The organism is Rhizobium sp. 01N424 (assembly GCF_056399485.1).
On record NZ_JBFTRK010000005.1, the window covers coordinates 37,232 to 61,775 of the forward strand.

The 24,544-nt window shown below is 62.3% G+C and carries 28 protein-coding genes and 1 pseudogene; 5 read left to right on the forward strand and 24 right to left on the reverse strand.

Going from position 1 to position 24,544, the window contains the following annotated elements:
* Positions 1-13: 13 nt before the first annotated feature.
* From AC1DNK_RS14925 to AC1DNK_RS14950, 6 genes are all read right to left on the reverse strand, one after another.
* A complete protein-coding gene (locus tag AC1DNK_RS14925; protein ID WP_477942183.1) occupies positions 14-586 on the reverse strand; it encodes a YfbR-like 5'-deoxynucleotidase in 573 nt (190 codons plus the stop codon).
* 26 nt (positions 587-612) lie between these two features.
* Positions 613-1,452 (reverse strand): CAF17-like 4Fe-4S cluster assembly/insertion protein YgfZ, encoded by an 840-nt coding sequence (gene ygfZ / locus AC1DNK_RS14930; protein ID WP_477941873.1) that lies wholly within the window; start codon positions 1,450-1,452, stop codon positions 613-615.
* 82 nt (positions 1,453-1,534) lie between these two features.
* The gene (locus AC1DNK_RS14935; RefSeq protein WP_477941875.1) at positions 1,535-2,296 is read right to left on the reverse strand and encodes a hypothetical protein; all 762 of its coding nucleotides are present in this window, start codon (positions 2,294-2,296) and stop codon (positions 1,535-1,537) included.
* Between the two features lie 14 nt (positions 2,297-2,310).
* Positions 2,311-2,568 (reverse strand): hypothetical protein, encoded by a 258-nt coding sequence (locus tag AC1DNK_RS14940; RefSeq protein ID WP_112390884.1) that lies wholly within the window; start codon positions 2,566-2,568, stop codon positions 2,311-2,313.
* Positions 2,569-2,668: 100 nt separating this feature from the next.
* Complete coding sequence (locus AC1DNK_RS14945) at positions 2,669-3,127, reverse strand: TIGR02301 family protein (RefSeq protein ID WP_477942184.1); 459 nt, start codon at positions 3,125-3,127, stop codon at positions 2,669-2,671.
* Positions 3,128-3,163: 36 nt separating this feature from the next.
* Positions 3,164-3,589: an NUDIX hydrolase gene (locus tag AC1DNK_RS14950; protein ID WP_477941876.1), complete on the reverse strand. Its 426-nt coding sequence runs from the start codon at positions 3,587-3,589 to the stop codon at positions 3,164-3,166.
* 91 nt (positions 3,590-3,680) lie between these two features.
* Here AC1DNK_RS14950 and AC1DNK_RS14955 point away from each other — a divergent pair, with 91 nt between their 5' ends.
* The 3 genes from AC1DNK_RS14955 to AC1DNK_RS14965 are packed head-to-tail and all read left to right on the forward strand — an operon-like array spanning position 3,681 to position 5,461.
* A complete protein-coding gene (locus tag AC1DNK_RS14955; protein ID WP_477942185.1) occupies positions 3,681-4,001 on the forward strand; it encodes a YnfA family protein in 321 nt (106 codons plus the stop codon).
* 47 nt (positions 4,002-4,048) lie between these two features.
* The gene (locus AC1DNK_RS14960; RefSeq protein ID WP_477941877.1) at positions 4,049-4,810 is read left to right on the forward strand and encodes an SOS response-associated peptidase; all 762 of its coding nucleotides are present in this window, start codon (positions 4,049-4,051) and stop codon (positions 4,808-4,810) included.
* Positions 4,811-4,840: 30 nt separating this feature from the next.
* Positions 4,841-5,461, forward strand: a complete 621-nt coding sequence (locus AC1DNK_RS14965) for a LysE/ArgO family amino acid transporter (RefSeq protein ID WP_477941879.1) — start codon at positions 4,841-4,843, stop codon at positions 5,459-5,461.
* Here the strand turns inward: AC1DNK_RS14965 and AC1DNK_RS14970 are convergent.
* From AC1DNK_RS14970 to AC1DNK_RS14990, 5 genes and pseudogenes are all read right to left on the reverse strand, one after another.
* Positions 5,458-5,598: a hypothetical protein gene (locus AC1DNK_RS14970; RefSeq protein ID WP_310298710.1), complete on the reverse strand. Its 141-nt coding sequence runs from the start codon at positions 5,596-5,598 to the stop codon at positions 5,458-5,460. The genes AC1DNK_RS14965 and AC1DNK_RS14970 overlap by 4 nt on opposite strands.
* 159 nt (positions 5,599-5,757) lie before the next feature.
* Positions 5,758-6,603 carry a CDP-diacylglycerol--serine O-phosphatidyltransferase gene (pssA, locus tag AC1DNK_RS14975; RefSeq protein ID WP_112517094.1) on the reverse strand — a complete coding sequence of 282 codons (846 nt, stop codon included), beginning with the start codon at positions 6,601-6,603 and terminating at the stop codon, positions 5,758-5,760.
* An 18-nt stretch (positions 6,604-6,621) separates the two neighbouring features.
* A pseudogene (locus tag AC1DNK_RS14980) lies at positions 6,622-7,323 on the reverse strand (phosphatidylserine decarboxylase); the annotation flags it as partial.
* Positions 7,324-7,459: 136 nt separating this feature from the next.
* The gene (locus tag AC1DNK_RS14985; protein ID WP_477941881.1) at positions 7,460-9,334 is read right to left on the reverse strand and encodes an ABCB family ABC transporter ATP-binding protein/permease; all 1,875 of its coding nucleotides are present in this window, start codon (positions 9,332-9,334) and stop codon (positions 7,460-7,462) included.
* Positions 9,335-9,560: 226 nt separating this feature from the next.
* Positions 9,561-11,621: a LysM peptidoglycan-binding domain-containing protein gene (locus AC1DNK_RS14990; protein ID WP_477941883.1), complete on the reverse strand. Its 2,061-nt coding sequence runs from the start codon at positions 11,619-11,621 to the stop codon at positions 9,561-9,563.
* 156 nt (positions 11,622-11,777) lie between these two features.
* Between AC1DNK_RS14990 and AC1DNK_RS14995 the strand changes: the two genes are divergently transcribed.
* Positions 11,778-12,401 (forward strand): LOG family protein, encoded by a 624-nt coding sequence (locus AC1DNK_RS14995; RefSeq protein WP_112390837.1) that lies wholly within the window; start codon positions 11,778-11,780, stop codon positions 12,399-12,401.
* Between the two features lie 15 nt (positions 12,402-12,416).
* Here AC1DNK_RS14995 and rarD read toward each other — a convergent pair whose 3' ends face one another.
* From rarD to cysS, 8 genes are all read right to left on the reverse strand, one after another.
* The gene (rarD, locus tag AC1DNK_RS15000; protein ID WP_112390838.1) at positions 12,417-13,331 is read right to left on the reverse strand and encodes an EamA family transporter RarD; all 915 of its coding nucleotides are present in this window, start codon (positions 13,329-13,331) and stop codon (positions 12,417-12,419) included.
* 118 nt (positions 13,332-13,449) lie between these two features.
* A complete protein-coding gene (cimA, locus tag AC1DNK_RS15005) occupies positions 13,450-15,063 on the reverse strand; it encodes a citramalate synthase (protein ID WP_477941884.1) in 1,614 nt (537 codons plus the stop codon).
* Positions 15,063-15,500 (reverse strand): hypothetical protein, encoded by a 438-nt coding sequence (locus tag AC1DNK_RS15010; RefSeq protein ID WP_477941885.1) that lies wholly within the window; start codon positions 15,498-15,500, stop codon positions 15,063-15,065. Before AC1DNK_RS15010 ends, cimA begins: the two co-directional genes overlap by 1 nt.
* The gene (gene pip, locus AC1DNK_RS15015; protein ID WP_477941886.1) at positions 15,487-16,461 is read right to left on the reverse strand and encodes a prolyl aminopeptidase; all 975 of its coding nucleotides are present in this window, start codon (positions 16,459-16,461) and stop codon (positions 15,487-15,489) included. The genes AC1DNK_RS15010 and pip overlap by 14 nt, the downstream gene beginning before the upstream one ends.
* A complete protein-coding gene (locus AC1DNK_RS15020) occupies positions 16,458-16,934 on the reverse strand; it encodes a GFA family protein (protein WP_477941887.1) in 477 nt (158 codons plus the stop codon). The genes pip and AC1DNK_RS15020 overlap by 4 nt, the downstream gene beginning before the upstream one ends.
* Positions 16,931-17,410, reverse strand: a complete 480-nt coding sequence (locus AC1DNK_RS15025) for a GFA family protein (protein ID WP_477941888.1) — start codon at positions 17,408-17,410, stop codon at positions 16,931-16,933. The genes AC1DNK_RS15020 and AC1DNK_RS15025 overlap by 4 nt, the downstream gene beginning before the upstream one ends.
* Entirely contained in the window at positions 17,407-17,775 is a 369-nt protein-coding gene (locus AC1DNK_RS15030) for an endonuclease domain-containing protein (RefSeq protein ID WP_477941889.1), read from the reverse strand. The genes AC1DNK_RS15025 and AC1DNK_RS15030 overlap by 4 nt, the downstream gene beginning before the upstream one ends.
* A 244-nt stretch (positions 17,776-18,019) precedes the next feature.
* On the reverse strand, positions 18,020-19,396 hold the full coding sequence (cysS, locus tag AC1DNK_RS15035) for a cysteine--tRNA ligase (protein WP_477941890.1): 1,377 nt from the start codon (positions 19,394-19,396) through the stop codon (positions 18,020-18,022).
* A 339-nt stretch (positions 19,397-19,735) separates the two neighbouring features.
* Here cysS and AC1DNK_RS15040 point away from each other — a divergent pair, with 339 nt between their 5' ends.
* Positions 19,736-20,470 carry a GH25 family lysozyme gene (locus AC1DNK_RS15040; RefSeq protein ID WP_477941892.1) on the forward strand — a complete coding sequence of 245 codons (735 nt, stop codon included), beginning with the start codon at positions 19,736-19,738 and terminating at the stop codon, positions 20,468-20,470.
* Between the two features lie 4 nt (positions 20,471-20,474).
* Here AC1DNK_RS15040 and mazF read toward each other — a convergent pair whose 3' ends face one another.
* The 5 genes from mazF to AC1DNK_RS15065 form a co-directional block, all read right to left on the reverse strand.
* Entirely contained in the window at positions 20,475-20,846 is a 372-nt protein-coding gene (mazF, locus tag AC1DNK_RS15045) for a type II toxin-antitoxin system toxin MazF (RefSeq protein ID WP_477941893.1), read from the reverse strand.
* Complete coding sequence (gene mazE / locus AC1DNK_RS15050; RefSeq protein WP_477941895.1) at positions 20,846-21,109, reverse strand: type II toxin-antitoxin system antitoxin MazE; 264 nt, start codon at positions 21,107-21,109, stop codon at positions 20,846-20,848. The genes mazF and mazE overlap by 1 nt, the downstream gene beginning before the upstream one ends.
* A gap of 55 nt (positions 21,110-21,164) precedes the next feature.
* Positions 21,165-21,905 (reverse strand): SDR family NAD(P)-dependent oxidoreductase, encoded by a 741-nt coding sequence (locus AC1DNK_RS15055; RefSeq protein ID WP_112517085.1) that lies wholly within the window; start codon positions 21,903-21,905, stop codon positions 21,165-21,167.
* Positions 21,906-22,244: 339 nt separating this feature from the next.
* Complete coding sequence (gene purF / locus AC1DNK_RS15060) at positions 22,245-23,735, reverse strand: amidophosphoribosyltransferase (protein ID WP_112537536.1); 1,491 nt, start codon at positions 23,733-23,735, stop codon at positions 22,245-22,247.
* Positions 23,736-23,908: 173 nt separating this feature from the next.
* Positions 23,909-24,538 carry a CvpA family protein gene (locus AC1DNK_RS15065; protein ID WP_112390848.1) on the reverse strand — a complete coding sequence of 210 codons (630 nt, stop codon included), beginning with the start codon at positions 24,536-24,538 and terminating at the stop codon, positions 23,909-23,911.
* Between the last annotated feature and the right edge of the window lie 6 nt (positions 24,539-24,544).

Below are 24,544 nucleotides of genomic sequence, written 5' to 3' on the forward strand. Positions count from 1 at the left end.
ACGATACGGGGGGTCACGGCCTGGCGTTCCGGAGAGCTTCGATCGCCTCGAACCGTTCGCAGAACAGCCGTTGCGCCTCGACCGCCGGAAGCGGCTCCATCGGCAGCATCTCGCGGGTGATCCCGCGCGGCTGGCCGAAGAATTTCTGCGCCTCGGCTGGTGTGAAACCGGCAAGGCAGGTCGCCTCGAAATAGGCGGCGATCGTGTCGGCCTTCTTGATCTTGTCCTTCAGCTCGCGCGAGGGATGCGGCGGCAGGCCGAAGCGCAGATGAACGGCCGCTTCCAGCCGCTTCTCCACCGTCTTGTAGCCACCGCCGACGACGGATTTGAACGGCGAGATCATATCGCCGATCACATATTCCGGCGCATCGTGCAGCAGCGCCATCAGGCAGTCGTCGGGGCTCGCTGCATTGAGGCGGCGAAAGATATCCTCGACGGCAAGACTATGCTGCGCCACCGAAAATGCATGATTGCCCGAGGTCTGGCCATTCCACCGTGCAACGCGCGCAAGGCCATGTGCGATGTCGCTGAGTTCGACATCGAGCGGCGAGGGATCGAGCAGATCGAGACGCCTGCCGGAGAGCATGCGTTGCCAGGCACGGGGCGGCTTTGTCACGCGCTTGCCTCGTCGGAGGCGGCCGGGAAGGTGAGGCCGGTCCAGGCGGGAAGCGTCAGCGATACCGCGGTGTCGCCCGCCATCAGCGGCGTGCCTGCAGCCATGGCTTCACCTGCGCGATCGATACGGACGATGGCAAGACCGGTCTTGCCGCTAACGGTGCCGAGCGCGCCGACAGGCTTGCCTGCGGCCGTGATTTCCGTGCCCGGTGCTGGGAGGACGCCAGCCGCAGTGACGGTCACCACACGCCGGCGCGCGGTGCCGCGGTGCTGCATGCGGGAAACCACTTCCTGGCCGACATAGCAGCCCTTCTTGAACGACAGGCCGCCATTGAGGTCCATCAGCGCATCATGCGGGAAGATATCCTGCAGCGCGTAATCGGGGCCTGAAGTGACTATGCCATGTGCTGCCCGCAAGGCGTCGTAGAGCAAGGCGTCATCCGCACCATGCTTGCCTTCGCGGCGGTGCAGGGTGATTCCGGCCTTGGCAAAGCGGCTGTCGGCCGCACCGTCAGCGGTTGCATCATCCCAGGAAACGGTCACACCATCGGCCTCGATGGTCGAAAGCGTCACGGCGGCGCGCAGCTTGTACATCGTCAGCCGCTTCACCAGCGCATCGTGCTGATCGCGATCGGTCTCGATGATGAAATCAGTGCCGTCGCGCCAGATCATGAAGTCGAACAGAATCTTGCCCTGCGGCGTCAGCAGCGCGCCGGGGCGCGCCTCGTTTGGCGCCATCGAGACGATATCGGTGGTGATCAGGTTCTGCAGAAAGGATTCGGCATCCGCGCCGCCGATGCGGAAAAGCGCGCGGTGCGGGAGAAAGACGGATGGCATGGCGAGACCTGTCGCGTTCGTTGTCGCTCAGAGTTAAGTCTTCCGCGCCGCCGCTGCAAGCGGCGGGGGAGAGGGCTTGCGATCAATCGCCTGCGGTGAAGAACTTCCACTTGCCGTCAGGCGTGATGCCCAGACGGTAGAAATTGTAGCCGCCGAATTCCTGCATGTCGGAGAGATCGCCGGCGGTGACGATGCGCAACAGCTCGACACGCTCGGGCGGCGTCAATGCCTTCAGGTCCTTCTCGGCGAAATAGGGCCAGACATAGGCTTCATCGGCCGTTCCGGCGCCCACATGTACGAAGCCGGTGGAGATGACGTCGAGCATGATGGCGAGGATTTCGTCGCCATCAGGGTCGCCGGAGAGATCCTTCAGCGTTCCGATCGGGTCGTCCGTCGGCTCGCCGACGGTCACCTGCGTCTGCTGCGCGCCTGTGCCCATCAGCGGGCGCAGCCGCTCCAGATCGCCGGAAGCCGCCGCCTCGACGATCTGCTGGCGCATTTTGCGCACCGGCTCCGGCGCCTTGCTGATGTCGTAGATCACCTCGACAGGCTTGGCGTCGTCGGTGGCGCCTGGCGTCTTGTCGGTGCTCTTGCCGGCATTGTCCTTGTTAACAAGCGGATCCGGCATCGGCACGCCCGGCGCCGTTGCCGGCGGGGTCTGCGTCTGCTGCTGTTGCTGGCTGTTTTTCTGATCGGTCGCCTGCGGGTCGGGCTGGCCCGGAACCTTGTGCAGCTCGGAAAGCGCATGCGCCACCGGCGCTGGCAGAACACCTGCACCAACGCATAAAGCAACGAGAAGCGGCGCCATCAGCCGCCGCGGGGCCTTGTCCTTACCGGTTTGCATCGGGCTCTCTAATTCTACTGCAGTCTGCGGTTGGGAGAAAACTCACCAGCAAGCATCCGTTCGCGCAGCGAATCGAGCAAGGCTTCCGCGTTGTTCTCGCCGTGGAGGCGAATCGTCTCGCGCAGGGCATGGATGATGGCGGTGTCGGCAATGATTTCGGGCTCGATACCGTCGGCCATGCCGTCAGCCCAAGCCTCGTTGTGGTACTCCAAAGCCGCCTGCATCTTTTCGTGGACGATCATGTCGTCGATGTCGTTGAGGCTTGGTTCCATTTTCTTTTCCTCGAACTGCATGCCTTACTGCCTGGTTAACAACTCTATCAGCCTTTTCCCAAAACGACACGCGCGGGAGTGAAAACAGGTTAATTAAACGTCAATTTCCAAAACGCGAAGTAATTTCTGTGGCCAGTGTTGCACCTTCGTTACGGTAGCGCTCTTCTGCCACGATCGCGGATGCCGTGCAATCGGTATAGACGGAGGCGAAGGCACGGTATCCACGGTTGAAGGCCGCGGTCAGTCTTTCCTTGCGCTGAGGCTCGTCTTTCGCTTCAGAATCAAGCAGTTGCTGCATCTCATCGCGCCATTCGTCCCCGCCCGGGGCCTTGCACAGCGTTCGCAGATAATGCACCGAACCGATCACTTCGGCAAAGCGCAGCAGCTTGTCGTCATAGGGCACAGCAGCCGGTGGGGGCGGCGGCGCCTCGGGAACCGCAGGCGGTGCCTTCTTGCCCTGAGCCCACACAGGTGCGGATATCGCCGCACCGGCGCATAACAACAGAGACAAGAAAACGCGTCGTACGGGAATCATGCTGATAGTTGATACGCAAGCGATGTCGGGAACAAGGCGCAGCGCCAAGTTTCCACGCGGTTATTGTCGAAGCGCCAGCCGTTCCACGCATTCGAGCACCGATTGCGGAACCGGCAGGCGCCGGATCTCGTCGAGACTGTACCAGCCGATCGCCGCGGCATCGTCTGCAGCTTCCGCGACCGCGTCGGCATCTGCCTCCACCGTGAAGACCGAAAGATAGAAATGGCTGCTGATGCTGCCGTCGGCCGCGTGGGTCTTCAGGTCATACTCGGAAAACAGCTTCGGATTCCGGGCTGCAATGCCGGTTTCCTCACGGAATTCGCGAAGCGCCGTCTGATCCGGGGTCTCTCCGGGTTCCGCCCGGCCGCCGGGGAAGGCGTACATGTCGGCAGAGGGGGGATTGCGGCGCAGCACCAGCAGAAACCTGCCGTCCCGCTCCAAAATGGCAGAGGATGCCGCCTTGGCCGTCGATGCCGTCTCTGTCATGTCAGCTGCTTTCAAGGTTGCGCACCATGTTCCGATCGCCGAACGTGGCTATCAGCCTGAGTACCGGACGTTCGATTCGAAGGAAAGACCGCTGACCTACCTGATCTATGCCTTTGCTGCCCTCTTCGAGATCGCCGGCTGCTTTGCCTTCTGGGCCTGGCTGAAAATGGGCAAGTCCGTCTGGTGGCTGGCGCCCGGCATGGTGTCGCTGGCGCTGTTTGCCTGGCTGCTGACACTCGTGCCCAGCGAGGCGGCCGGGCGCACCTTCGCGGCCTATGGCGGCATCTATATCGCCGCGTCGATCCTCTGGCTCTGGCTGGCCGAAAACCGGGTGCCCGATCGCTGGGATATCGGCGGCGCGGCGGTCTGCCTGGCGGGCACGGCGATCATCCTCTTTGCGCCGCGCAGCTGACGCAACCGACCCTTGACCGTCGCCTGACGGGGTGCAAAGACAATCTCATGTGCGGACGCTATGCCCTGACATTGACGCCGGAAGAGCTGCAGGACCTGCTGGGAGTGGTCGAGCTGGAGGACTTTCCGGCGCGCTACAATATCGCCCCGACGCAGCCGATCCTCGTCGTCGTCTCAGGCGAGACGCCGGAGAAGGGCAGCAACCAGCCGGATCGCCGCGCCGTCCTCGTGCGCTGGGGCTTCACGCCCTCCTGGGTCAAGGATCCCAAGCAGTTTCCACTGTTGATCAATGCACGGTCGGAGACGGCGATCGGCAAGGCATCGTTCCGCGCCGCCATGCGTCACCGCCGCGTTCTGGTTCCGGCGTCGGGCTTTTACGAATGGCATCGTCCATCGAAGGAAAGCGGCGAGAAATCGCAGGCCTACTGGATCAAGCCGAAGCATGGCGGCATCGTCGCCTTTGCCGGGCTGATGGAAACCTGGGCATCCGCCGACGGATCGGAAGTCGATACCGGCGCGATTCTCACGACCGCAGCCAACTCGGCCATCGCGCCGATCCACGACCGGATGCCTGTCGTCATCAAGCCTGAGGACTTCTCCCGCTGGCTGGATTGCAAGACGCAGGAGCCGCGCGAGGTTGCCGATCTGATGAGGCCGGTGGAGGAAGACTTCTTCGAAGCGATCCCGGTTTCCGACAAGGTCAACAAGGTTTCGAACATGGGTGAGGACCTGCAGACGCCTGTCGTCCTCGAAAAGCCCCCGAAGCCTGCTGCCGCCAAGCCCGGCGACGGGCAGCTCAGCTTCTTCTGATCTCAAATTCTCTCATTTCCGGACCATAATATGATCTCGATTTCGGCTGCCCTTTCGGGCTTCTTCCTCGGCGCATCTCTGATCATCGCCATCGGCGCGCAGAATGCCTTCATTCTTCGCCAGGGGCTGTTGCGCTCGCATGTCTTCATTCTCTGCCTGATCTGCGCGCTGTCGGATGCGCTGCTGATCGCCGCCGGTGTCGGCGGTCTGGGTACGCTGGTGTCGCAATCGCCGGTGCTGATTTCGGTGGTCACGCTCGGCGGCGCCGTCTTCCTCGGTTCCTACGCCTTCATGGCCTTCCGCCGGGCGCTGCATCCGGGCGCCATGCAGGCGGGATCGCCGCAGGCGCTGGGGCTGAGGGCGGCGGTCGCCACCTGCCTCGCCTTCACATTCCTCAATCCGCATGTCTATCTGGATACGGTGGTGCTGCTTGGCAGCCTGTCGGCCGCCTATCAGGGGCAGGACCGGATCGCGTATGGCGCGGGCGCCGCAATCGCGTCCTTCGTCTGGTTCTTTGGTCTGGGATATGGAGCGCGGCTGCTGCAGCCGGTCTTCGCAAAACCCGCCGCCTGGCGGGTTCTCGACGTCATCATCGGCGTCGTCATGAGCCTGCTGGCGATCAGCCTGCTCTGGCGCTTCTTCGCTGCTTAAGCAGGCTTCTTGATGAGGGCAGGCTTCTTCAGCATCAGTGCTGCTGCCAATACGGCCTTCAGGCCGAGCGGGCGGTAGTGGGTGCTGAGATCCTGCTTGGCCGGCTGTTCCGCTGCACCAGTTTTCTTCGAGGTCACGATACTCTCCTTACGTGTTCCCTGGATGTGTTCTGATTTGCTCTTTTGTCGCGAAAAACGACAAAAGAGAGGCATCCATCATCAGGAAGTGTGTAAGGCGAAAACTTTGCGCGAGGCTTGATGCAGAAAAGCACGCATGGGTAGCGTGCTAATCAAATCTCAGATGTGACGGCCCATGTCGTCTTCGCCGACGCCGGGTTCCTCGATCGTCAGCGTGCCGTATTTCTTCTTCCAGCGGTGGGCGCCGAAGGGCAGGGAGATCAGGTAGATCACCACGGTGAAGACCATGATTTCCCAGGTAAAGCTCATCAGCAACGCGACATAGAGAACGACGCCGAGCATCAGCGGCAGCACCAGATCGCGACGCAGCTTGCTGCCCTCCTGCTTGCCGGACCAGACCGGCAGGCGGCTGATCAAGAGGAAAGCGATCAGCACGGTGTAGGCCGAGGAGATGTAGGCGAACAGCCGGTCGCTCTCCATCCCCAGGAAGCCGAGGTAGACGGGCAGCAGCACCAGCATGGCGCCGGCAGGGGCCGGCACGCCGACGAAATATTCCGACTGCCAGGGCGCGCGGTTTTCGCGCTCCGACATGACGTTGAAACGGGCAAGCCGCAGGCCGGCGGCGATCGTATAGATCAGCGCCGCGATCCAGCCGATCGAGCGCGCCTGATCGAGTGCATAGACATAAACGACGAGGGCAGGGGCAACACCGAAATTGACGATGTCGGCCAGCGAATCCATCTGCGCGCCGAATTTCGACGTCGCCTTCATCAGCCGGGCGATACGTCCGTCGATGCCGTCGAGGAAGGCGGCGAGCAGCACCATCATCACGGCCAGTTCGTATCGCCCTTCAAAGGCGAGGCGGATGCCGGTCAGGCCGGCGCAGATCGCCAGGATGGTGATGAGATTGGGAACGACCAGCCGGAGCGGAATTTCACGCAGCCTCGGCCCGCGCGCTGAATCGTTCGGGCCGTTGGGTTCGAAAGGCGGAAAAGGCGTCTCCATGTGGCGCTCCTGATCGTCTTAGCTGCGGCGGCTGATGACAGGACCCTTGGCGGAGGCGAATTCGGCAAGCACCGTCTCACCGGCAATCGCCGTCTGGCCGAGCGCGACGCGCGGCGCCGAACCGGCAGGCAGGAAGACGTCGAGGCGCGAACCGAAGCGGATGAGGCCGAAGCGCTCGCCGGCGGCCAGCGGCTCGTTGGTGTTCGCCCAGCAGATAATGCGCCGCGCGACCAGACCGGCGATCTGCACGACGCCGATATTGCCATGGGCGGTTTCGATGACTAGGCCGTTGCGCTCGTTGTCCTCGCTGGCCTTGTCGAGTTCGGCATTCACGAAGCTGCCGGAGCGGTAATTGATGCTGACGATGCGGCCGCGCACCGGCGAACGGTTCACATGGCAGTTGAAGACGTTCATGAACACCGAGATGCGCAGCATCGGCTCGCTGCCGAGATTGAGCTCGGCCGGCGGCGTTACCATCTGGATCGAAGAGACCTTGCCGTCGGCAGGCGAGATGACCAGATCGTCGTCCTGCGGCGTCATGCGCTCGGGGTCGCGGAAGAAGTAGGCGCACCACAGCGTCAGGATCAGGCCGACCCAGAACAGCGGCTTGAACAGCCAGCCAAGCAGCAGCGATGCGACGAAGAAGGCGGCGACAAAGGGATAGCCTTCCTTATGGACCGGAACGATGGTGTTTCGAACGGTATCAAGCAGGCTCATATGCGCCGGTCTCCTCGGTTTTTTCGTTACCGCTGGTTATAGAAAAACTCCGGCCGGGGCAATGCCGTGGCCGCTGCGGCGGCCTTCATGAAAGGGTTCTAAACAGCAAAACGGCGGTTCGGCCGTTTTGCTCACGTGGTTAGGTGGCGGGAGCAAGGCGCGTGACAACGCCCAGATCGTCGCTTTCGCGCACCTGCTTCAGATGTTCCTCGGCCTGTGTCGCCTCGCGCTGGCGGTTCCACATCGAGGCATAGAGACCGTCCTTGGCGAGCAGCGCCGCATGCGTTCCGCGCTCGGCGATCTCGCCGCTCTTCAAGACGATGATCTCGTCGGCGCCGATGACGGTCGACAGACGGTGGGCGATGACAAGCGTCGTGCGGTTCTTCGAGACGGCGTCGAGTGCCGTCTGGATCTCGCCTTCGGTGGTGGTGTCGAGCGCCGATGTCGCCTCGTCGAGGATCAGGATCGGCGGTGCCTTCAAAACGGTCCGGGCGATCGCTACGCGCTGCTTTTCCCCACCCGAGAGCTTCAGCCCGCGTTCGCCGACCTTGGTCTCGAAACCCTCCGGTAGAAGATCGATGAAATGGGCGATCTGTGCGATCTCGGCCGCAGTCTTCACCTCGGCGTCGCTGGCGCCGGGGCGGCCATAGCGGATGTTATAGGCCACGGTGTCGTTGAAGAGCACGGTATCCTGCGGAACCATGCCGATCGCCGAGCGCAGGCTTTTCTGCGTCAGTCCGCGGATATCCTGGCCATCGATGGTGATCGCGCCGCTCTGGATATCGTAGAAGCGGTAGAGCAGGCGAGACAGCGTCGACTTGCCGGCCCCTGATGGCCCGACGACGGCCACCGTCTTGCCCGCCGGGACATCGAAGGAAATGCCCTTCAGGATCGGCCGTGCCGCATCGTAGGCGAAATGCACGTCCTTGAAGCTGATGGCGCCCTGCGCGATCGAAAGCGGCTTGGCATCCGGCGCATCCGTCACCTCGGCCTTGACCTCAAGAAGATCAAACATCTGCTCGATATCGGTAAGACCCTGGCGGATTTCGCGATAGACGAAGCCGATGAAGTTGAGCGGCACGGCAAGCTGCAGCAGCATCGAGTTGACGAAGACGAAGTCGCCGACCGTCTGTTCGCCGCGCTGCACGGCAAGGCCCGAGAGAACCAGCATGACCGTGGTGCCGAGGCCGAAGATCACGCCCTGGCCGAAGTTCAGCCAGCCGAGCGAAGTCCATACGTCGGTCGCCGCCTTCTCGTATTTCTCCATCGACTTGTCGAAGCACTTGGCCTCCATCTCCTCGTTGCCGAAATATTTGACGGTTTCGAAGTTGAGGAGGGAATCGATCGCCTTGGTATTGGCGTCGGTATCGCTGTCGTTCATCGACCGGCGGATCGAGATGCGCCAGTCGCTCGCCCGGATCGTGAACCAGATATAGGCCCAGACCGTGAAGGCGGTGACGGCGAGATAGGAGAAGCCGTAGCCCCACCAGAAGATGAAAGCGGTCAGCAGGAACTCGATGACCGTCGGGACCGAGTTCAGGATGGTGAAGCGGACGATCGTCTCGATGCCCTTGGTGCCGCGCTCGATGATGCGTGACAGGCCGCCGGTCTTGCGCTCCAGATGGAAGCGCAGCGACAGCTCGTGCATGTGGACGAACGTCTTGAAGGCGAGCTTTCGCACCGCATACTGGCCRACGCTGGCAAACAGCGCGTCGCGCAGCTGGTTGAGCGCCAGCTGGATCAGCCGCGTCAGGTTATAGGCGATGATCAGCGCGATGGCGCCGGTCAGCAGCGGCGGAAGACTGGTGTGGAGATCGGTCTTGCCGTTCAGCGCATCGGTCGACCACTTGAAGAAATAGGGGACAAGCAGCAGCACGAATTTCGAGATCAGCAGGTAGACCGACGCCCAGACGACGCGCATCTTCAGGTCAGGCCGCTCGTTCGGCCACATATAGGGCCAGAGATTGAACAGCGTGCGCAGCAGATTGGAATCAGAAACCGTCTTGTTTGCCATGCCCATCTCCAGCCCGGGGGTGGGCTTTGACCACGAATGCATCGTTTCGATAGCGGCAATTGCAAAAGGCGGAACCGCCCTTTCGAGGGCCTCCGCCAGACAGTCTCGCCGTCCCCCGCCACATAGGATTTGACAGCGGCGAATGCAACGGCAAACCGCCAAAGAGAAAAGGCCGGGCGCTATATTCGCCCGGCCTTCATCAATAGCCGCAGATCTTTCGAACCGGTTAGAGGTGAGCGCCCGCCTTCAGCTTGCGGTGCAACTCTTCCGAATTCGGCAGCGCGTCCTTGGGAACGCCGAAGATCTGGCCGGGCAGGATGCGATCAGGATTCTTGATCTCGTCCTCGTTGGCCATGTAGATCGTTGTGTAGCGCACGCCCGCGCCATAGACGCGGCGCGAGATCTGCCAGAGCGTATCGCCGCGGCGGATGATGACGGTGTTGTTGCTCGTCGTGAGCGGCGCCTGTTCGATCGTCTTCGGCTCGCTGCTGTTGCCCGACGCCACTTCGTTGGTGGCGGGAGCAGGTGCGGCGGCCGTCGCCGGAGCCGGTGCTGCGGGAGCGGCCGGAACCGTGGTCAGCGTATCGATCATCGCCGATAGCTTTTCGAGGGCTGCACCGACCGATTTCGCATCGCGGGGCAGGGCCTGGAGCGCCGACAAGGCGGATACCGCCGACTGCGATGCCTTTGCTGCCGTTTCCTTGAACGGTGCGCCTGCATCCACCGACGGACGGAACTCGGAGATCGAGCGCAGCGCGAATTCGGTTGCAGAGCGGGCGGCGGCGAGCTGTTCGGCTCCCGGCACCTTGGCATCGGCAAACAGGCCTTTCAGCAGCGCGAACGCCTTGCCGGCATCCATGCGCAGCTTGGTCAGTTCGCCCTCTTCGAGTGGCACCATCGACGGAGCCGTCGTGGCGGCACCCGTGGCAGGCGCCGTGGTCTGCGCCGCGACGGTCACCTGGTCACCTTCCGGACGGTTGAAGTTGACGGCGGCGCGTACGAGAACCTTGCCCGAACCATCGACGACATCGACGCGGATTTTGTGATCGCCGACCGCGAGATCCATCGCGCCGTCGATGACGAAGTGGCCGTCGCCACCGGCCTTCGCCTTGCCGATCAGCTTGTCGTCGGCATAGGCGAGCACGTTGGCATTTGCCTTGGCCGTACCTGCGACGAAGATCTTGTTGCCTTCGATCTCGACCGCATTGACCATGACTTCAGCCGGTGTTGCCGGAACGGCCGGTGCCGTATTGGCGATATCGGTGGAAGCTGCCGGTAGGGCGGGTGTTGAACCGTTCGCGGCAGGCGTTGCCGCAGCGGTCTGCTGCTCGGCCTTCGGAGCGGTGATGATGCGGCTTGCTTCACCCGGCTTGGAAACCATGGCCAGCAGCTCGGCACCGCTGCCGTCCTTCGGCACGGAAACGGTCGCGACTTCTTCCGAGGTCTGAACCTTGCCGTCCTTGCCGGTGACCTTCAGCACCAGCTGGTGATCGCCGGGGCCGAGCGGATTGTCGAGAACGGCTGCGAAGTCGCCGGAAGGGCCGACATCGGTGGTGGTGACCACCTTGTCGCCATCGACGACTTCGAGCTTGCCGTTCGGCTCTGCCGAGCCGGCAATGACGGTGGAGCCGTCGGGCTCGACGCGCAGAACGTCGAAGGCGGGGACCTTCGGACCGGCATTGGCCTGATCGGCGGCGGCCGGAGCATTCGCGTCGGCTGCCGGCTGCTGGGCGGTAGCGTCGGCCGCGGGCTGCGTTGCGGCAGGCTGGGCGGCCGGAGCGCCTGTCAGTTCGGCTTCGGCCTTGAGGAGGGCGGCGAGCGCGTCTGCAGCATTTTCAGGCAGCGCCTGGATCGTCGCCAGTGCCTTCGCAGCGCCGTCCTTGGCCTTGGTGATGATGGCAGAGGTTGCCGGGTCGATACCGTCAGGCGCGGCGAAATCGGCAATCGCCTGCAGCGCGCCGGTCGCCTTGGTCTTGGCGGCTGTGAGCGCATCGGCAGCCGGGGTCTTGCCGTCGGCAAACAGCGCCTTAAGTTCCGTGAGAGACTGTCCGGCGTCAGCCGTCAGGCGGCCGACCTTTCCGGTGGTTTCAGCAGCGTCGGCAACGGCGTTACGGGCCGTCTTGCTGGCTTCTTCGACCGTATTCTTGACTTCGGAGCCAGCCTGATTGATCGCATCACCAACTTTTGACGCGTCTCCGCCGATCCGGGGCATCACCACGAAGACCATCAAAAGGATTGCAATTGCAAGCACTGCGAGGGCCAGCAAGCCGGCGCGGTTTCTCATCATTCATTCTCCCCAGGCGGCAAATGTGCCGTAGTAATCAAAAATTGCTAGCGATTCCCTGTGCTTTTCACAAGCATCCAAGCCCGTCACCTACGCTTAAGACGTAGGTTTTGCCTCATTTTTCTTGACTGCTCAGCCCCGGAATAGTTGTTTGGCCCAATGACCGATCAATCACACTCGATAAAATCCATCTGCGTCTATTGCGGCTCCAGGCCGGGACGCGACGCTGCATACATGACTGCCGGACGCACGCTCGGCAAGGAAATTGCCGAATATGGGTTAAGGCTCATCTACGGCGGCGGCACCAAAGGCATCATGGGGGCGGTTGCCAGCGGCGTGCTTTCGGCGGGCGGTCAGGTGACGGGGATCATCCCGGAATTCCTGATCGACATGGAAGCGACGCGCCATTCTCTCGGCCAGCTCAACGAGTTGATTGTAACGCCGGACATGCATGCGCGCAAACACATGATGTTCGAGCGCTCCGACGCGTTCGTGGCGCTTCCGGGCGGCATCGGCACGCTGGAGGAGATCGTCGAGATCATGACCTGGGCGCAGCTCGCCCGTCACGAAAAACCGATGGTTTTCGCCAACATCAACGGCTTCTGGGATCCGATGATGGAGCTCCTGAAGCACATGACGGACGAGGGCTTCATCCACACCGCCCATCGCGTCCAGCCGCTGGTCATCGACAATATCGCCGACATCGTTCCGGCGATCATGGCGCAGGCCGCCGAAATTGCCGCCGATCGCGGCGGCGAAGACGAAGTTCTTTCGAAAATGTGATGGTGAGCGGGCGCTTCAGCGCCCGCGCGTCGCATTCAGCATCGACACTGTATAGAGCACCAAGCCCGCCCAGATCAGCGGGAAGGCGATCATGCGCGCCGTGCCGAGCGGCTCGTGAAAGGCGAAGATGGCGATCAGGAAGATCATCGTCGGGGCGATATACTGCATGATGCCAATGGTGGAGAGCTTCAGCAGCTTGGCGCCGTTGGCATAAATCATCAGCGGTGCGGCAGTGATAAGGCCGCAGCCGAGGAGCAGGGCGGTATCGCTCCATCCGGTCTCGATGAAATGGCCTTCGCCGGTCACGAGCTCCAGGTAGAGGATGTAGAGGATTGCGGGAACGCTGAGGATCAGCACCTCGAGCAGAAAACCCTGGTTCGGGCCGAGCGGCAGCGTCTTGCGGAAGAAGGCGTAGAAGGCCCAGCTGAAGGCGAGCGTCAGCGCGATCCACGGCAGGCCACCGCCATCGAAGGCGAGTACGACGACGGCAATGGCAGCAAGGCCGATCGCCGCGATCTGCAGCGGCCGCAGCTTTTCCTTCAACAGAACCGAGCCCATGAAGATGCTGATCAGCGGATTGATGAAATAGCCCATCGCCGCATCCAGCGAGTGCCCGGCGCCGATCGCCCAGACATAGGTGCCCCAGTTGACGGTGATGAGAGCGGCGGTCAGCGTCGCCATCGCGATCAATCGCGGCGAGCGCAGCGCATCACGGATTTCCTGCGTGCGGCCAAGCACAAGAAGCACGAGGCCTGCGATCGGAACCGACCAGAGGACGCGATGGGCAATGACTTCGGCCGGTGAAATATGCGCCAGCGCCTTCATGTAGATCGGCAGCAGCCCCCACAGCAGATAGGCAGTCAGCGCAAAGGCAAAGCCGCGCGGGCTGTCTTCGTTCTTAATGATCGGCGCGGTCGCATCGACGGACATGGGGGCGTTTCCATAATTTATCGTTATGGAACCCGCTCTAACCTAACCGCTATGAATAGGCCAATTCATTTCCGTGAATGGATGTGAAGGAGTTTTGATTTGCCAGAAACCAAAACTCTCACTCCGCCGCGATCTTCCCCGCCAGCTGCCGGTTCTTCATCAACTTGTAGATGACCGAATCCATCAGCGCCTGGAACGAGGCGTCGATGATGTTTTCGGATACCCCGACCGTCCACCAGCGCACACCGCTGGAATCAATGGATTCGATCAGCACGCGGGTGATCGCCTCGGTGCCGCCGTTGAGGATACGCACCTTGAAGTCGGCGAGCACGAGGTCGTCGATCTCATGCTGGTACTTGCCGAAATCCTTTCGCAGCGCGAGGTCGAGCGCGTTGACCGGGCCTTCGGCTTCGGCGACCGACATCAGCGTCTGGCCGTCGATGGTGATCTTCACCACGGCTTCCGAGACAACCTTGATACGGCCGAGGCTGTCGAAGCGCCGTTCGACCATGACGCGGAAGCCTTCGATGCCGAAGAATTCCGGGATGGTGCCGAGCGTGCGGCGGGCCAGCAGCTCGAAGCTGGCATCGGCGCCCTCATAGGCGTAACCCGACGCTTCGCGCTCCTTGACGATGGAGATCAGTAGGTCGAGCTTCGGATCGTCCTTGCCGACCTCGATGCCGCGGCGCTTCAGGGCATTGATGAAATTCGCCTTGCCGCCCTGGTCGGAGACCATGATCTTGCGGAAATTGCCGACGCTTTCTGGCTGCACATGCTCGTAGGTGCGGGGATCCTTGAGCAGCGCCGAGGCGTGGATGCCGGCCTTGGTCGCGAAAGCCGAGGCGCCGACATAGGGCATCTGGTGATCGGGCGAGCGGTTCAGCAACTCGTCGAAGGCATGCGACAGGCGTGTGAGATTGAGCAGCCGCTCCGCATCGATCGCCGTTTCGAAACGGGTCGCATAGGTGTCCTTCAGCGCCAGCGTCGGGATCAGCGTCACCAGATTGGCGTTGCCACAGCGCTCGCCGATGCCGTTCAGCGTGCCCTGGATCTGCCGCACGCCGGCCTCGACGGCGGCCAGCGAATTGGCAACCGCCTGGCCGGTATCGTTATGCGCATGGATCCCGAGACAGCCGCCGGGAACGCCAGCCGAAATCAGCGCCTCGACGATTGCCCGGATTTCCGGCGGCTGCGTGCCGCCATTGGTGTCGCAGAGCACCACCCAGCGCGCACCGGCCTCGTAGGCAGTCTTGGCGCAGGCGATGGCATATTCCGGATTGGCCTTGTAGCCATCGAAGAAATGCTCGCAATCGACCATCGCCTCCTTGCCGGCTGCAACCGCCGCCTTGACGCTTTCGGCGATCGATTCCAGATTTTCCTCGTTGGTACAGCCGAGCGCCACCTTCACATGGTAGTCCCAGCTCTTGGCGACGAAACAGATAGCGTCGCTCTCGGCCTGCAGCAGTGTCGCCAGTCCCGGATCGTTGGAGGTCGAGATCCCCGCGCGCTTGGTCATGCCGAAGGCGACGAACCGGGCGTCCTTGGTGCGCTTCTCGCTGAAAAACGCCGTGTCGGTCGGATTGGCGCCGGGATAGCCGCCCTCGACATAGTCCAGACCGAATTCATCGAGCATCGCCGCGATCGCAATCTTGTCCTCGACCGAAAAGTCGATGCCGGGGGTCTGCTGTCCGTCCCGGAGCGTCGTGTCGAAGAGGTAGATGCGTTCTCTCATTATTTTGTCCCTAACTCCAAACCATCCCCAAGAGGCAACTCATTCCACTTGTCCTCCTGTGCATAAGCCGTAGTCCAATTGAAGCCCGAAAAACGAGGATCGAATCTAACGCCGCTTTTCTCATACTGATCTAAACGCTCATTGAGCTGTGACTGGCTAAATATAAAAAATCTATTCCTGCCAACCGTCGGAACATAAGCCAGCACATAGAAGAGGTTGTCTATCAGCTCTTTCTTTTTGATCTGCCAGAAATTTGCGGTCTTTTGCCCTTTAACATCCACCAAGAACGTAGTTTTCCGACTCGGAGAAAGCACGAATAAGTCAGCTAGTGGTGTATTGTGCCCCATTGTGAAACCGACATCGCAGCCAAGCTTACAAAGCTCGCTGGCAACAGCAAATTGCGCTGCCCATTGTGTGTGATGCCTACGCACGCTCATCACGCCATTTCCCCGCAAACCTGTCCGTCGCCCGGATCAGCTGATCCAGAATCCCCGGCTCCGAAAACGCATGGCCCGCGCCCTCGACCAGATGAAACTCCGCCTTCGGCCAGGCCTTGTGCAGCTGCCAGGCATATTTGGCCGGGCAGGGCATGTCGTAGCGGCCATGGACGATGACGCCGGGGATGTCCTTCAGCTTGTGCGCGTCGCGCAGCAACTGCCCTTCGTCCATCCAGCCGGCATTGACGAAGAAATGGTTCTCGATGCGGGCGAAGGCATAGGCGAACTCGGCTTCCTCGAATTTGCCGCTGGTCGATTTCTCCGGCAAGAGTGTGATCGTCTCGCCTTCCCAGATGCTCCAGGCATGCGCCGCCTCGAGCGCCACCGCCCGGTCGGGACCGGTCAGGCGGCGGTGATAGGCCTGCATCATCTCGTGGCGCTCGTCCGGCGGAATCGGTGCTACGAAGCGCTCCCACTTGTCGGGGAACATCTCGGAGACGCCGAACTGATAGTACCAGTCGAGCTCGGCCTTGGTCAGCGTGTAGATGCCGCGCACGATCAGTTCCGAAACGCGTTCAGGGTGCTTTTCGGCATAGGCGAGCGCCAGCGTCGAGCCCCAGGAGCCGCCGAAGACCTGCCATTTGTCGACGCCTGCCATCTCGCGCAGCCGTTCGATATCGGCGACGAGGTCCCAGGTGGTATTGGCGTCAAGGCTCGCATGCGGGGTGGACTTGCCGCAGCCGCGCTGGTCGAACAGCATCACGTCGTAGAGCTTGGGATCGAAGAGGCGGCGATGAACCGGCGAGAAGCCGCCGCCCGGGCCGCCATGCAGGAACACCGCCGGCTTGGCGCCCGGCGTGCCAGAGCGCTCCCAGTAGACCCTGTGGCCGTCACCGACATCGAGGTGGCCCGACGCATAGGCCTCGATTTCAGGATAGAGCGTCCGCAACACTTCGGTCATGCCTTGAAGCCTTTCGCCGGCCAGTTTTCGGTATCGTGATCGGGATGCTGGAAGGAGATGATCGCTTCCTGGCGCGCGTAGAAATCCGGATCCGTGTGAACCGGCGCATCGAAAATTTTCTCGATCCAGGGAAGCCGGGCGTCGTGGTTCACCTGGACCTGCGGCTGCAGGTCGTCCCGTTCGTCGAAACTGCCGATCGCCAGCTCCAGGCCGCCCGGATGCCGGTAGGTCATCGGCGTGCCGCAATCGCTGCAGAAGCCGCGCTCGATATTAATCGACGACTGGAAATAGCTGATCTCGCCGCGCGTCCATTCGATGCCGTCCTCGGGCGCCGTCACCAGCGCCGAGAAGAAGCCGCCGAACTGCTTCTGGCACATCCGGCAATGGCAGATCGACGGGCGGCCGAGCTTGCCGGAGATGCGGAAACGGATCGCGCCGCACTGGCAGCCGCCTGTTCGAATGGGTTCACTCATCTTGATGCTCCAGGGGGCCAATGATCGGTGTCGTGGTCGGGATGCTGGTAGGAAACGATGTCGCTGATGAACTCGGCCGCCTCGAGGTCGTCCTCGGTACGGATGCCGGGCAGGTCATGCAGCCGGTCGGTAAAGGGAAGCTTGGCTTCGATGCCGTACTGGATGCTCGGCGGCAGCGCCGCCGGATCGTCGAAGGCGCCAGCCGCGATCGCCAAGCCGTCCTGCGCCTCATAGGTCAGCGGCGTGCCGCAATCGCCACAGAAGCCGCGCCAGGCGAAGTTGGAAGACTTGAAGCGCTTGCGCTCGCCCCGCGTCCAGACGAGATCCGCGCCGCTGGCAGAGACCAGCGGCGCGTAATAGCCGCCCGACGCCTTCTGGCACATGCGGCAATGACAGATCGACGAATGCGTCAGCTCGCCCTTCACCCGGAAGCGAACGGCACCGCACTGGCATCCGCCGGTGTAGGTCTTGGTCATGCCTGATCCTTTCCGGTGATGGTGACGATGTGCAAGCAGACATTGTCGATGTCGCGCAGGATGTCGTCGTTCCAGAAGCGGAGGACGGTCCAGCCGTGGGCTTCCAGGCGGCGGGTTCTGGCAGCGTCATAGGCGACATCTTCAGGATTTGCGTGCTGAGAACCGTCGATTTCGACGATAACGCGATGCTCGGGGCAGGCAAAGTCAACGATGTAACCGGCAATCGGCTGTTGCCTGCGAAAGCTCAGCCCCATCAGCCGGTGCGCGCGAAGTTCGTTCCAGAGCTTGAGCTCGGCATCGGTCATTGCCTTGCGCATGCGCCTGGCATTGGCGCGCCGCTGCGGCGGGACGGAGGCATGTGGCATTGCATGCTCCTTGGCGGCGGTTGTGGGTGGGATACCCCCCTCTGCCCTGCCGGGCATCTCCCCCACAAGGGGGGAGATCCGATAGTAGCGACGCCTCGTTCTCAATCCAAGATAGTATCTGTCGTTAAAGGCGATGAGGCGCTGATGGCGGAGCGATGCAGTCGCGTCTAGCCGATCTCCCCCCTTGTGGGGGAGATGCCCGGCAGGGCAGAGGGGGGTAGATACGCCCGCAACGCCAAACATCTTACCGCTTCAACTCCCAGGTCGTGACTCGCTCGCCACTCGCCGCATCCTTGCCGTCTTTCAGCTGCACGCCCTCGGCCAGCAGTTCGTCACGCAGCTTGTCCGCCTCGGCGAAGTTTTTCGCCTTCAACAGCTCAAGCCGCGCCGCGACGCGCCGGTCGATATCGAGGGCGACGGCCTCGTCCACCTCGGTCTTCTCGGGCAATACACCGAGCAACGCCGCACTGGCCGCAAACACCGAGGGATCGCCGCCCTGTGCCAGTGCATGCAGCGCCTGCACTGCGGCAACCGTGTTCAGGTCATCCGCAAGCGCCGCAAGCACCGCCGCATCCGGCTCGGCATCATCAGCATCTGCCGCCGGCCACTTCGCCAGCAGCCGCTCCGCTTCCTCCAGCCGCTTGATCGAGAAATCGATCGGCTCGCGGTAATGCGTCATCAGCATCGCCAGGCGCAGCACTTCGCCCGGCCATGTCCGGCCGCCGAATTTTTCGGTGTGCAGCAGCTCGTAGATGGTGACGAAATTGCCTTCGGATTTCGACATCTTGCGGCCTTCGACCTGCAGGAAGCCGTTATGCATCCAGACATTCGCCATCACCTCGGTGCCGTGGGCGCAGCGCGACTGGGCGATCTCGTTTTCATGGTGCGGGAAGATCAGGTCCAACCCGCCGCCGTGAATGTCGAAGACCTCGCCGACATAGCGCTGGCTCATCGCCGAGCACTCGATATGCCAGCCCGGACGGCCGCGGCCCCAGGGGCTCTCCCAGCCGGGTTCGTTATGCGACGAGAGCTTCCAGAGCACGAAGTCGCCGGGGTTCTTCTTGTGGGCATCGACGGCGATGCGCGCACCCGCCTGCTGTTCGTCGAGATTGCGCTTCGACAGCAGGCCGTAATCGCGCATCGAGCGGGTGTCGAACAGCACTTCGCCCTCGGCCTGATAGGCGTGGCCATTGGCCAGCAGCTTTTCGATGATCTCGATCATCCCGCCGATATTCTCGGTCGCCCGCGGCTGATGCGTGGGTTCCAGGCAGCCGAGCGCCCTGGCGTCGTCGAGAAACTGCGTCTCGGTCTTTTCGGTGACCCGGCGGATCGCCGCGTTCAGGGGCAGGCCGGGATAGTCGCGCAGCGCCCGCGCGTTGATCTTGTCGTCGACGTCGGTGATGTTGCGCGCATAGACGACCTTGTCGGCGCCATAGACATGCCGAAGCAGCCGGAACAGCACGTCGAAGACGATGACCGGGCGGGCATTGCCGATATGGGCGAAATCATAGACGGTCGGGCCGCAGACATACATGCGGACATTGTCGCGATCGATCGGCTCGAAACCCGTCTTTTCGCGCGTCAGCGTGTTGTACAGTCGAAGTTCAGCCTGACCGGCCATGTCTTGTTCTCCCAATGCAATGTTCCGAAAAAAATGCCACCACCGGCGGGCCGGGGCGTTTATCTCTTTGCGTATTTGGGAGACGAAAACGGCCAGGCCAGCGAGCGCGCTAGCGAATAATCTTCCGGCAGTTAATGCAGATAACCGTTTTCATGGCGCGTTTTATGGCGCGGGAACGGTGATTGGTCAAGTGGGGGGGAGGCCCGGTGCGGCAAAGCCGCGGCGATCGATCCCGTGAATCGATCGCAGGGCCGAACGCCCGAAGCGCAAGCGAAGGGCCGGGCGTCAACGCTGCCTCAATTCCATGCTATCACCACATCCAACCAAGCAGAGATTCCCGTGCGCCGCATGTTCCGCCTGCTCATCACCGCCATCATCCTGACGGCTGTCGCCGCCAGCGCCTATCTGGCATACGATCGGGCCATGACGCCATTCTCGCCGCCATCACTTGCCGACTATCCGATCCAGGGCATCGATATCAGTCACCATCAGGGCGACATCGACTGGGCACGCCTCAAGGGCCAGCCCAACGTCCGCTTCGTCATCATGAAGGCGACCGAAGGCGGCGATCATCGCGACCGGAAATTCGCAGACAATTGGCAGGCGGCCAAGGACGCAGGCATCATCCGCGGCGCCTATCACTTTTTCACCTTCTGCCGCCCGGGCGCAGAGCAGGCGGATAACGTGCTCGCCACCATCCCCGCCGATGCTGATGCCCTGCCGCTGGCGCTCGATCTCGAATTCACCGGCAATTGCGGCAAGGTGCCGACGTTGGAGGAACTCAGCGCGGAACTCTCAGCCTTCTACACGCGCCTCGGCAGCCGCTATCCCGGCCGGCCATTGTTCTACATGAACGAGAGTTTCTTCGAGCAATATTTCGCCCGCAACGAAACCCGCTTCCCGCCCCACGACCTCTGGATCCGCAGCATCGCGCACCGGCCGGATTGTAGCCGCTCGTCGCTCTGGCAGTTCGCCGACGATGGGAGGGTGGCGGGCATCAAGGGCGCGGTCGATCTCAACGCGCTATGCCTGGAGAGCGGATTGGCGCCGTATTTTTCCAAGCCGTCGAGCTGAAACCTCAGCCTTCAGGCGCCGGGTCGATGGCGCTGACAACGCGCGCGACGATCTCGCTCATCGTCGCCTCATCAAGTGTCTCGATATATTGCGCCGTTTTCTGCTGAATGCGTGTGGCGATATCGAAGCTGCGCACCTGGTTGCAGACGGCAACGCCGGTCGTGTCATGACCGGAGATGGCCACCGCCAGACCGACATCGCGGGTAAAGGCGCCGCCGCTGGTTATGGGGACAGTCATGCTGACGCCGAGCGCGTTGATCTCGCGCGGCGTGATGACGACGAACCTGTGGCGGTTCTTCATCTCGCGGCCAGCGACAGGGTTTGGATCGATCCAATAGACGTCGCCGCGTTTCGGAACGTTGGTGCGAACCATCATCAGATTTCGCGGCCCACCGGATCGCCATCCTGCGCATCTGATAGTTCGGCATTCAGTGCGCGAATTTCGCCGGCGCCTTGGAGCAGTTCGCTGAGGGAGAAACGTTTGGGAGATGTGCGGGAGGGACGTCCGATCAGCTCGCCATTGGCGACATCGAGCGACAGCTGGTCGCCGACCTCGACCTGCATCATCTTCAGAACGGCAGGGGGCAATGTAACGATTGCCGCGCCACCCTGGCGCCGGATCTTGGTGGTCATGGACATCTGATGGCTCCTAGAAGTGCTACATATGTAGCACAATTATAGGGGCCATCAAGGCTCACGACGGCAGGTGGTAATCGACCAGCTTGTTTTCGCGGACGATGAAGAGCTTGCCGGTTTCGGTGACATCGGGGCCGGTGAGCGGCAGGATGGCCTTGGCGACTTCTGACGGATGCGGCAGGCTTGCCGGGTCTTCGCCGGGAACGGCCTGGGCGCGCATGGCGGTGCGGGTGGCGCCCGGATCGACGCTGGTGATGCGCAGCGGCGTCGACTGGCTTTCACCGGCCCAGGTGCGCGCCAGCGCCTCGACGGCGGCCTTGGAGGCGGAGTAGGGGCCCCAGAACGGGCGACACTTGTGGGCAGCGGCCGAGGACAGGATGACGGCGCGGCCGGCTTCGGCGCGCGTCAGCAGCGGATCGACGGAACGGATCAGCCGCCAGGTCGCGTTGACGTTGATGTTCATGACCTTCTCGAAGGTCTTCGCCTCGACATGGCCGATCGGCGAGATGACGCCGAGCACGCCGGCATTGGCGACGAGAATGTCGAGCTTGCCCCAGCGTTCGAAGATCGAGCCGCCGAGACGGTCGATGGCGTCCATGTCGGCAAGGTCGAACGGCACCAGCGTGGCACTGCCGCCCGCGGCCTTGATCGCGTCGTCGAGATCCTCGAGGCCGCCGACGGTGCGGGCGCAGGCAATCACATGCGCGCCGGCCTTGGCGAGTTCGAGCGCGGTGAAGTAGCCGATGCCGCGCGAAGCGCCTGTTACGAGTGCGATCTTGCCTTCAAGGTTGATAGTCATACTGCCGTCCTGATGCCGCGCCGGGCTCGTCTTTGAGTGCTTTGTGGGGACGATTGAATGGTCGCTCTGGCGAGCCGCCAACCTCGCCTCCCTCATCCCTGTGCTTGTCACAGGGATCCAGCGCGCGCAAGTCTCTGCGCGCAGGAGAGTCTTTCAAGATACAAGAGGAAGAGGTCAGTATCTGCAGCCCCCTCATCCGCCCTTCGGGCACCTTCTCCCCAAGGGGAGAAGGGACAACCGCGGTAGCCGCTTGCGCCAAGATCCCCTCTCCCCCTGGGGAGAGGGTAGGGTGAGGGGGCTCCGGGTGATGACCTCCGGCTGATGGCCGGGAAGCCAGCCTTACCCGTTGGTCGCCAGCAGCGAGACCTTGCGGCCCACCGTCTCGCCATCCTTGTCGAGCAGGCGGGTCGGGTAGTCGCCGGTGAAATAATGGTCGGTGAACTGCGGGCGGGCGTTGTTGCGGTCTTCGCCGCCGACGGCACGGTAGAGGCCGTTGATCGACAAGAATTCAAGCGAGTCGGCGCCGATATATTTGCACATCGCTTCCAGGCTCTCGTACTGGTTGGCGAGCAGCTTGTCGCGATCCGGCGTGTCGATGCCATAGAAGTCGGGGTAGTAAATCATCGGGCTGGCGACGCGCAGATGCACTTCCTTGGCGCCGGCATCGCGGATCATCTGCACGATCTTCAGCGATGTCGTGCCACGCACGACCGAGTCGTCGACGAGCACGACGCGCTTGCCTTCGATCATCGCCCGGTTGGCGGAATGCTTCAGCTTCACGCCGAAGGCGCGGATCTGCTGCGTCGGCTCGATGAAGGTGCGGCCGACATAATGGTTGCGGATGATGCCGTATTCGAAGGGAATACCGCTCTCCTGCGCATAGCCGAGTGCCGCCGGCGTGCCGCCGTCGGGAACGGGAACGACGACGTCGGCTTCGACGGGCGCTTCCTTGGCGAGGTTGATGCCCATGTTCTTGCGGGCAACATAGACGCTGCGGCCGCTGACGACCGAATCCGGACGGGCGAAATAGACATATTCGAACAGGCAGAGGCGCTCCGGCTGACCGTTGCCGGCCTTGCGGGCGTCGATGGTGATCGAGCCATCCGGCTGGATCTCACAGATGATGACTTCGCCATTCTCGACGTCGCGGATGAACTTTGCGCCGATGATATCCAGCGCACAGGTTTCGGACGCGAAGATCGGCTTGCCGTCGAGTTCGCCCATCACCAGCGGGCGGATGCCGGTGGGGTCGCGGGCGGCGATCAGCTTGGTGCGGGTGATCGCCAACATCGAATAGCCGCCTTCCATCTGGCGGATGGCGTCGATGAAGCGGTCGGCAGTCGAGGTGTAGCGCGAGCGGGCGATGAGGTGGAGAACGACTTCGGTATCGGACGTCGCCTGGAAGATGGCGCCACCGGCGATCAGCTGGCGGCGAAGGGTCAGGCCGTTGGTGAAGTTGCCGTTATGGGCGATGGCGATGCCGCCGACTTCGAGTTCGGCAAACAGCGGCTGCACGTTGCGCAGCGCCACTTCGCCCGTGGTCGAATAGCGGTTGTGACCGATCGAGATGTTGCCCGGCAGGCGGGCCAGCGTTGTCGGATTGGTGTAGTGGTCGCCGACCAGACCCATATGCCGTTCCGAATGGAAGCGCAGTCCGTCGAAGGAGACGATACCGGCGGCTTCCTGTCCGCGGTGCTGGAGGGCGTGAAGCCCGAGCGCCGTCAGCGTTGCCGCATCGGGATGGCCGAGAATACCGAAGACGCCGCACTCTTCGTGGAGCGTATCCCCGTCGAGTTCGTCATTGAGCGTCAGGGAATAGGACTGGTTCATCGATGCGGGCCTTTGCTCTCACAAGAATGGATCGGCTTTTCCATAGCATGACGCCGTTATCATGCGTTTTAAACGGCTGAGGCCCGGCAGAGCGGTTGCCCGGCCGGACCTTTACTGTACGTCCCGCTCAAATGGCAATTGCCGTTGTGCAGGTCAAGCTGTTGAACACTGTGTCAATTCGACTGCGGTTGCGCAGGGGCTGCGGGTGCGGCCGGTGCTGCATCGTCCGCCGGCGCCTGATCGGCGGCCGGTGCATTGGCGTTGCCCGTATTTTCGCTCGGCGGAAGAACCTTGTCCATCACGCTCGTGCGTACCATTTGGGCGAATTCTTCCGGCAGGACCGATTGCAGCTTCACGACCATCGAGTCGAGGAACGGCTTGGACTTGGCGTTGTTGACCCAGCCCGGACGGTGATCGGCATCGACAAGCCAGTTCCAGAAGGCGACGGCAACGACGAGCAGCAGTATGCCGCGTGCAGCACCGAAGAGGAAGCCCAAAGTACGGTCAAGCGCGCCGATACGGCTGTCGATGATGAAATCGGCAATCTTCATGGTGATGAAGGAGATGACGATCAGCGCGATCAGGAACACGACCGCGGCAGAGCCGACGATCGCGATGCGGTCGTCATCGGTGTACTTCTTCGCGTAGGGCACCAGGTAGTGGTAGAGGTAGTAGGCTGCGGCAGCCGAGCCGCCCCAGCTTGCGATCGACAGGACCTCACGGGAAAAACCGCGGACCATCGCCAATACGGCGGAGAAGAGTACGACGCCGATGACAATACCGTCGAAAATCGTAATGGGCATATAAAT

Coding starts and splice junctions, on each gene's coding strand:
- AC1DNK_RS14925 (WP_477942183.1), bottom strand. CDS start 586: ATGCTCTCCGGCAGGCGTCTCGATCTGCTCGATCCCTCGCCGCTCGAT.
- ygfZ (WP_477941873.1), bottom strand. CDS start 1,452: ATGCCATCCGTCTTTCTCCCGCACCGCGCGCTTTTCCGCATCGGCGGC.
- AC1DNK_RS14935 (WP_477941875.1), bottom strand. CDS start 2,296: ATGCAAACCGGTAAGGACAAGGCCCCGCGGCGGCTGATGGCGCCGCTT.
- AC1DNK_RS14940 (WP_112390884.1), bottom strand. CDS start 2,568: ATGGAACCAAGCCTCAACGACATCGACGACATGATCGTCCACGAAAAG.
- AC1DNK_RS14950 (WP_477941876.1), bottom strand. CDS start 3,589: ATGACAGAGACGGCATCGACGGCCAAGGCGGCATCCTCTGCCATTTTG.
- AC1DNK_RS14960 (WP_477941877.1), top strand. CDS start 4,049: ATGTGCGGACGCTATGCCCTGACATTGACGCCGGAAGAGCTGCAGGAC.
- AC1DNK_RS14965 (WP_477941879.1), top strand. CDS start 4,841: ATGATCTCGATTTCGGCTGCCCTTTCGGGCTTCTTCCTCGGCGCATCT.
- pssA (WP_112517094.1), bottom strand. CDS start 6,603: ATGGAGACGCCTTTTCCGCCTTTCGAACCCAACGGCCCGAACGATTCA.
- AC1DNK_RS14990 (WP_477941883.1), bottom strand. CDS start 11,621: ATGATGAGAAACCGCGCCGGCTTGCTGGCCCTCGCAGTGCTTGCAATT.
- AC1DNK_RS14995 (WP_112390837.1), top strand. CDS start 11,778: ATGACCGATCAATCACACTCGATAAAATCCATCTGCGTCTATTGCGGC.
- rarD (WP_112390838.1), bottom strand. CDS start 13,331: ATGTCCGTCGATGCGACCGCGCCGATCATTAAGAACGAAGACAGCCCG.
- cimA (WP_477941884.1), bottom strand. CDS start 15,063: ATGAGAGAACGCATCTACCTCTTCGACACGACGCTCCGGGACGGACAG.
- AC1DNK_RS15010 (WP_477941885.1), bottom strand. CDS start 15,500: ATGAGCGTGCGTAGGCATCACACACAATGGGCAGCGCAATTTGCTGTT.
- pip (WP_477941886.1), bottom strand. CDS start 16,461: ATGACCGAAGTGTTGCGGACGCTCTATCCTGAAATCGAGGCCTATGCG.
- AC1DNK_RS15020 (WP_477941887.1), bottom strand. CDS start 16,934: ATGAGTGAACCCATTCGAACAGGCGGCTGCCAGTGCGGCGCGATCCGT.
- AC1DNK_RS15025 (WP_477941888.1), bottom strand. CDS start 17,410: ATGACCAAGACCTACACCGGCGGATGCCAGTGCGGTGCCGTTCGCTTC.
- AC1DNK_RS15030 (WP_477941889.1), bottom strand. CDS start 17,775: ATGCCACATGCCTCCGTCCCGCCGCAGCGGCGCGCCAATGCCAGGCGC.
- cysS (WP_477941890.1), bottom strand. CDS start 19,396: ATGGCCGGTCAGGCTGAACTTCGACTGTACAACACGCTGACGCGCGAA.
- mazF (WP_477941893.1), bottom strand. CDS start 20,846: ATGATGGTTCGCACCAACGTTCCGAAACGCGGCGACGTCTATTGGATC.
- mazE (WP_477941895.1), bottom strand. CDS start 21,109: ATGTCCATGACCACCAAGATCCGGCGCCAGGGTGGCGCGGCAATCGTT.
- AC1DNK_RS15055 (WP_112517085.1), bottom strand. CDS start 21,905: ATGACTATCAACCTTGAAGGCAAGATCGCACTCGTAACAGGCGCTTCG.
- purF (WP_112537536.1), bottom strand. CDS start 23,735: ATGAACCAGTCCTATTCCCTGACGCTCAATGACGAACTCGACGGGGAT.
- AC1DNK_RS15065 (WP_112390848.1), bottom strand. CDS start 24,538: ATGCCCATTACGATTTTCGACGGTATTGTCATCGGCGTCGTACTCTTC.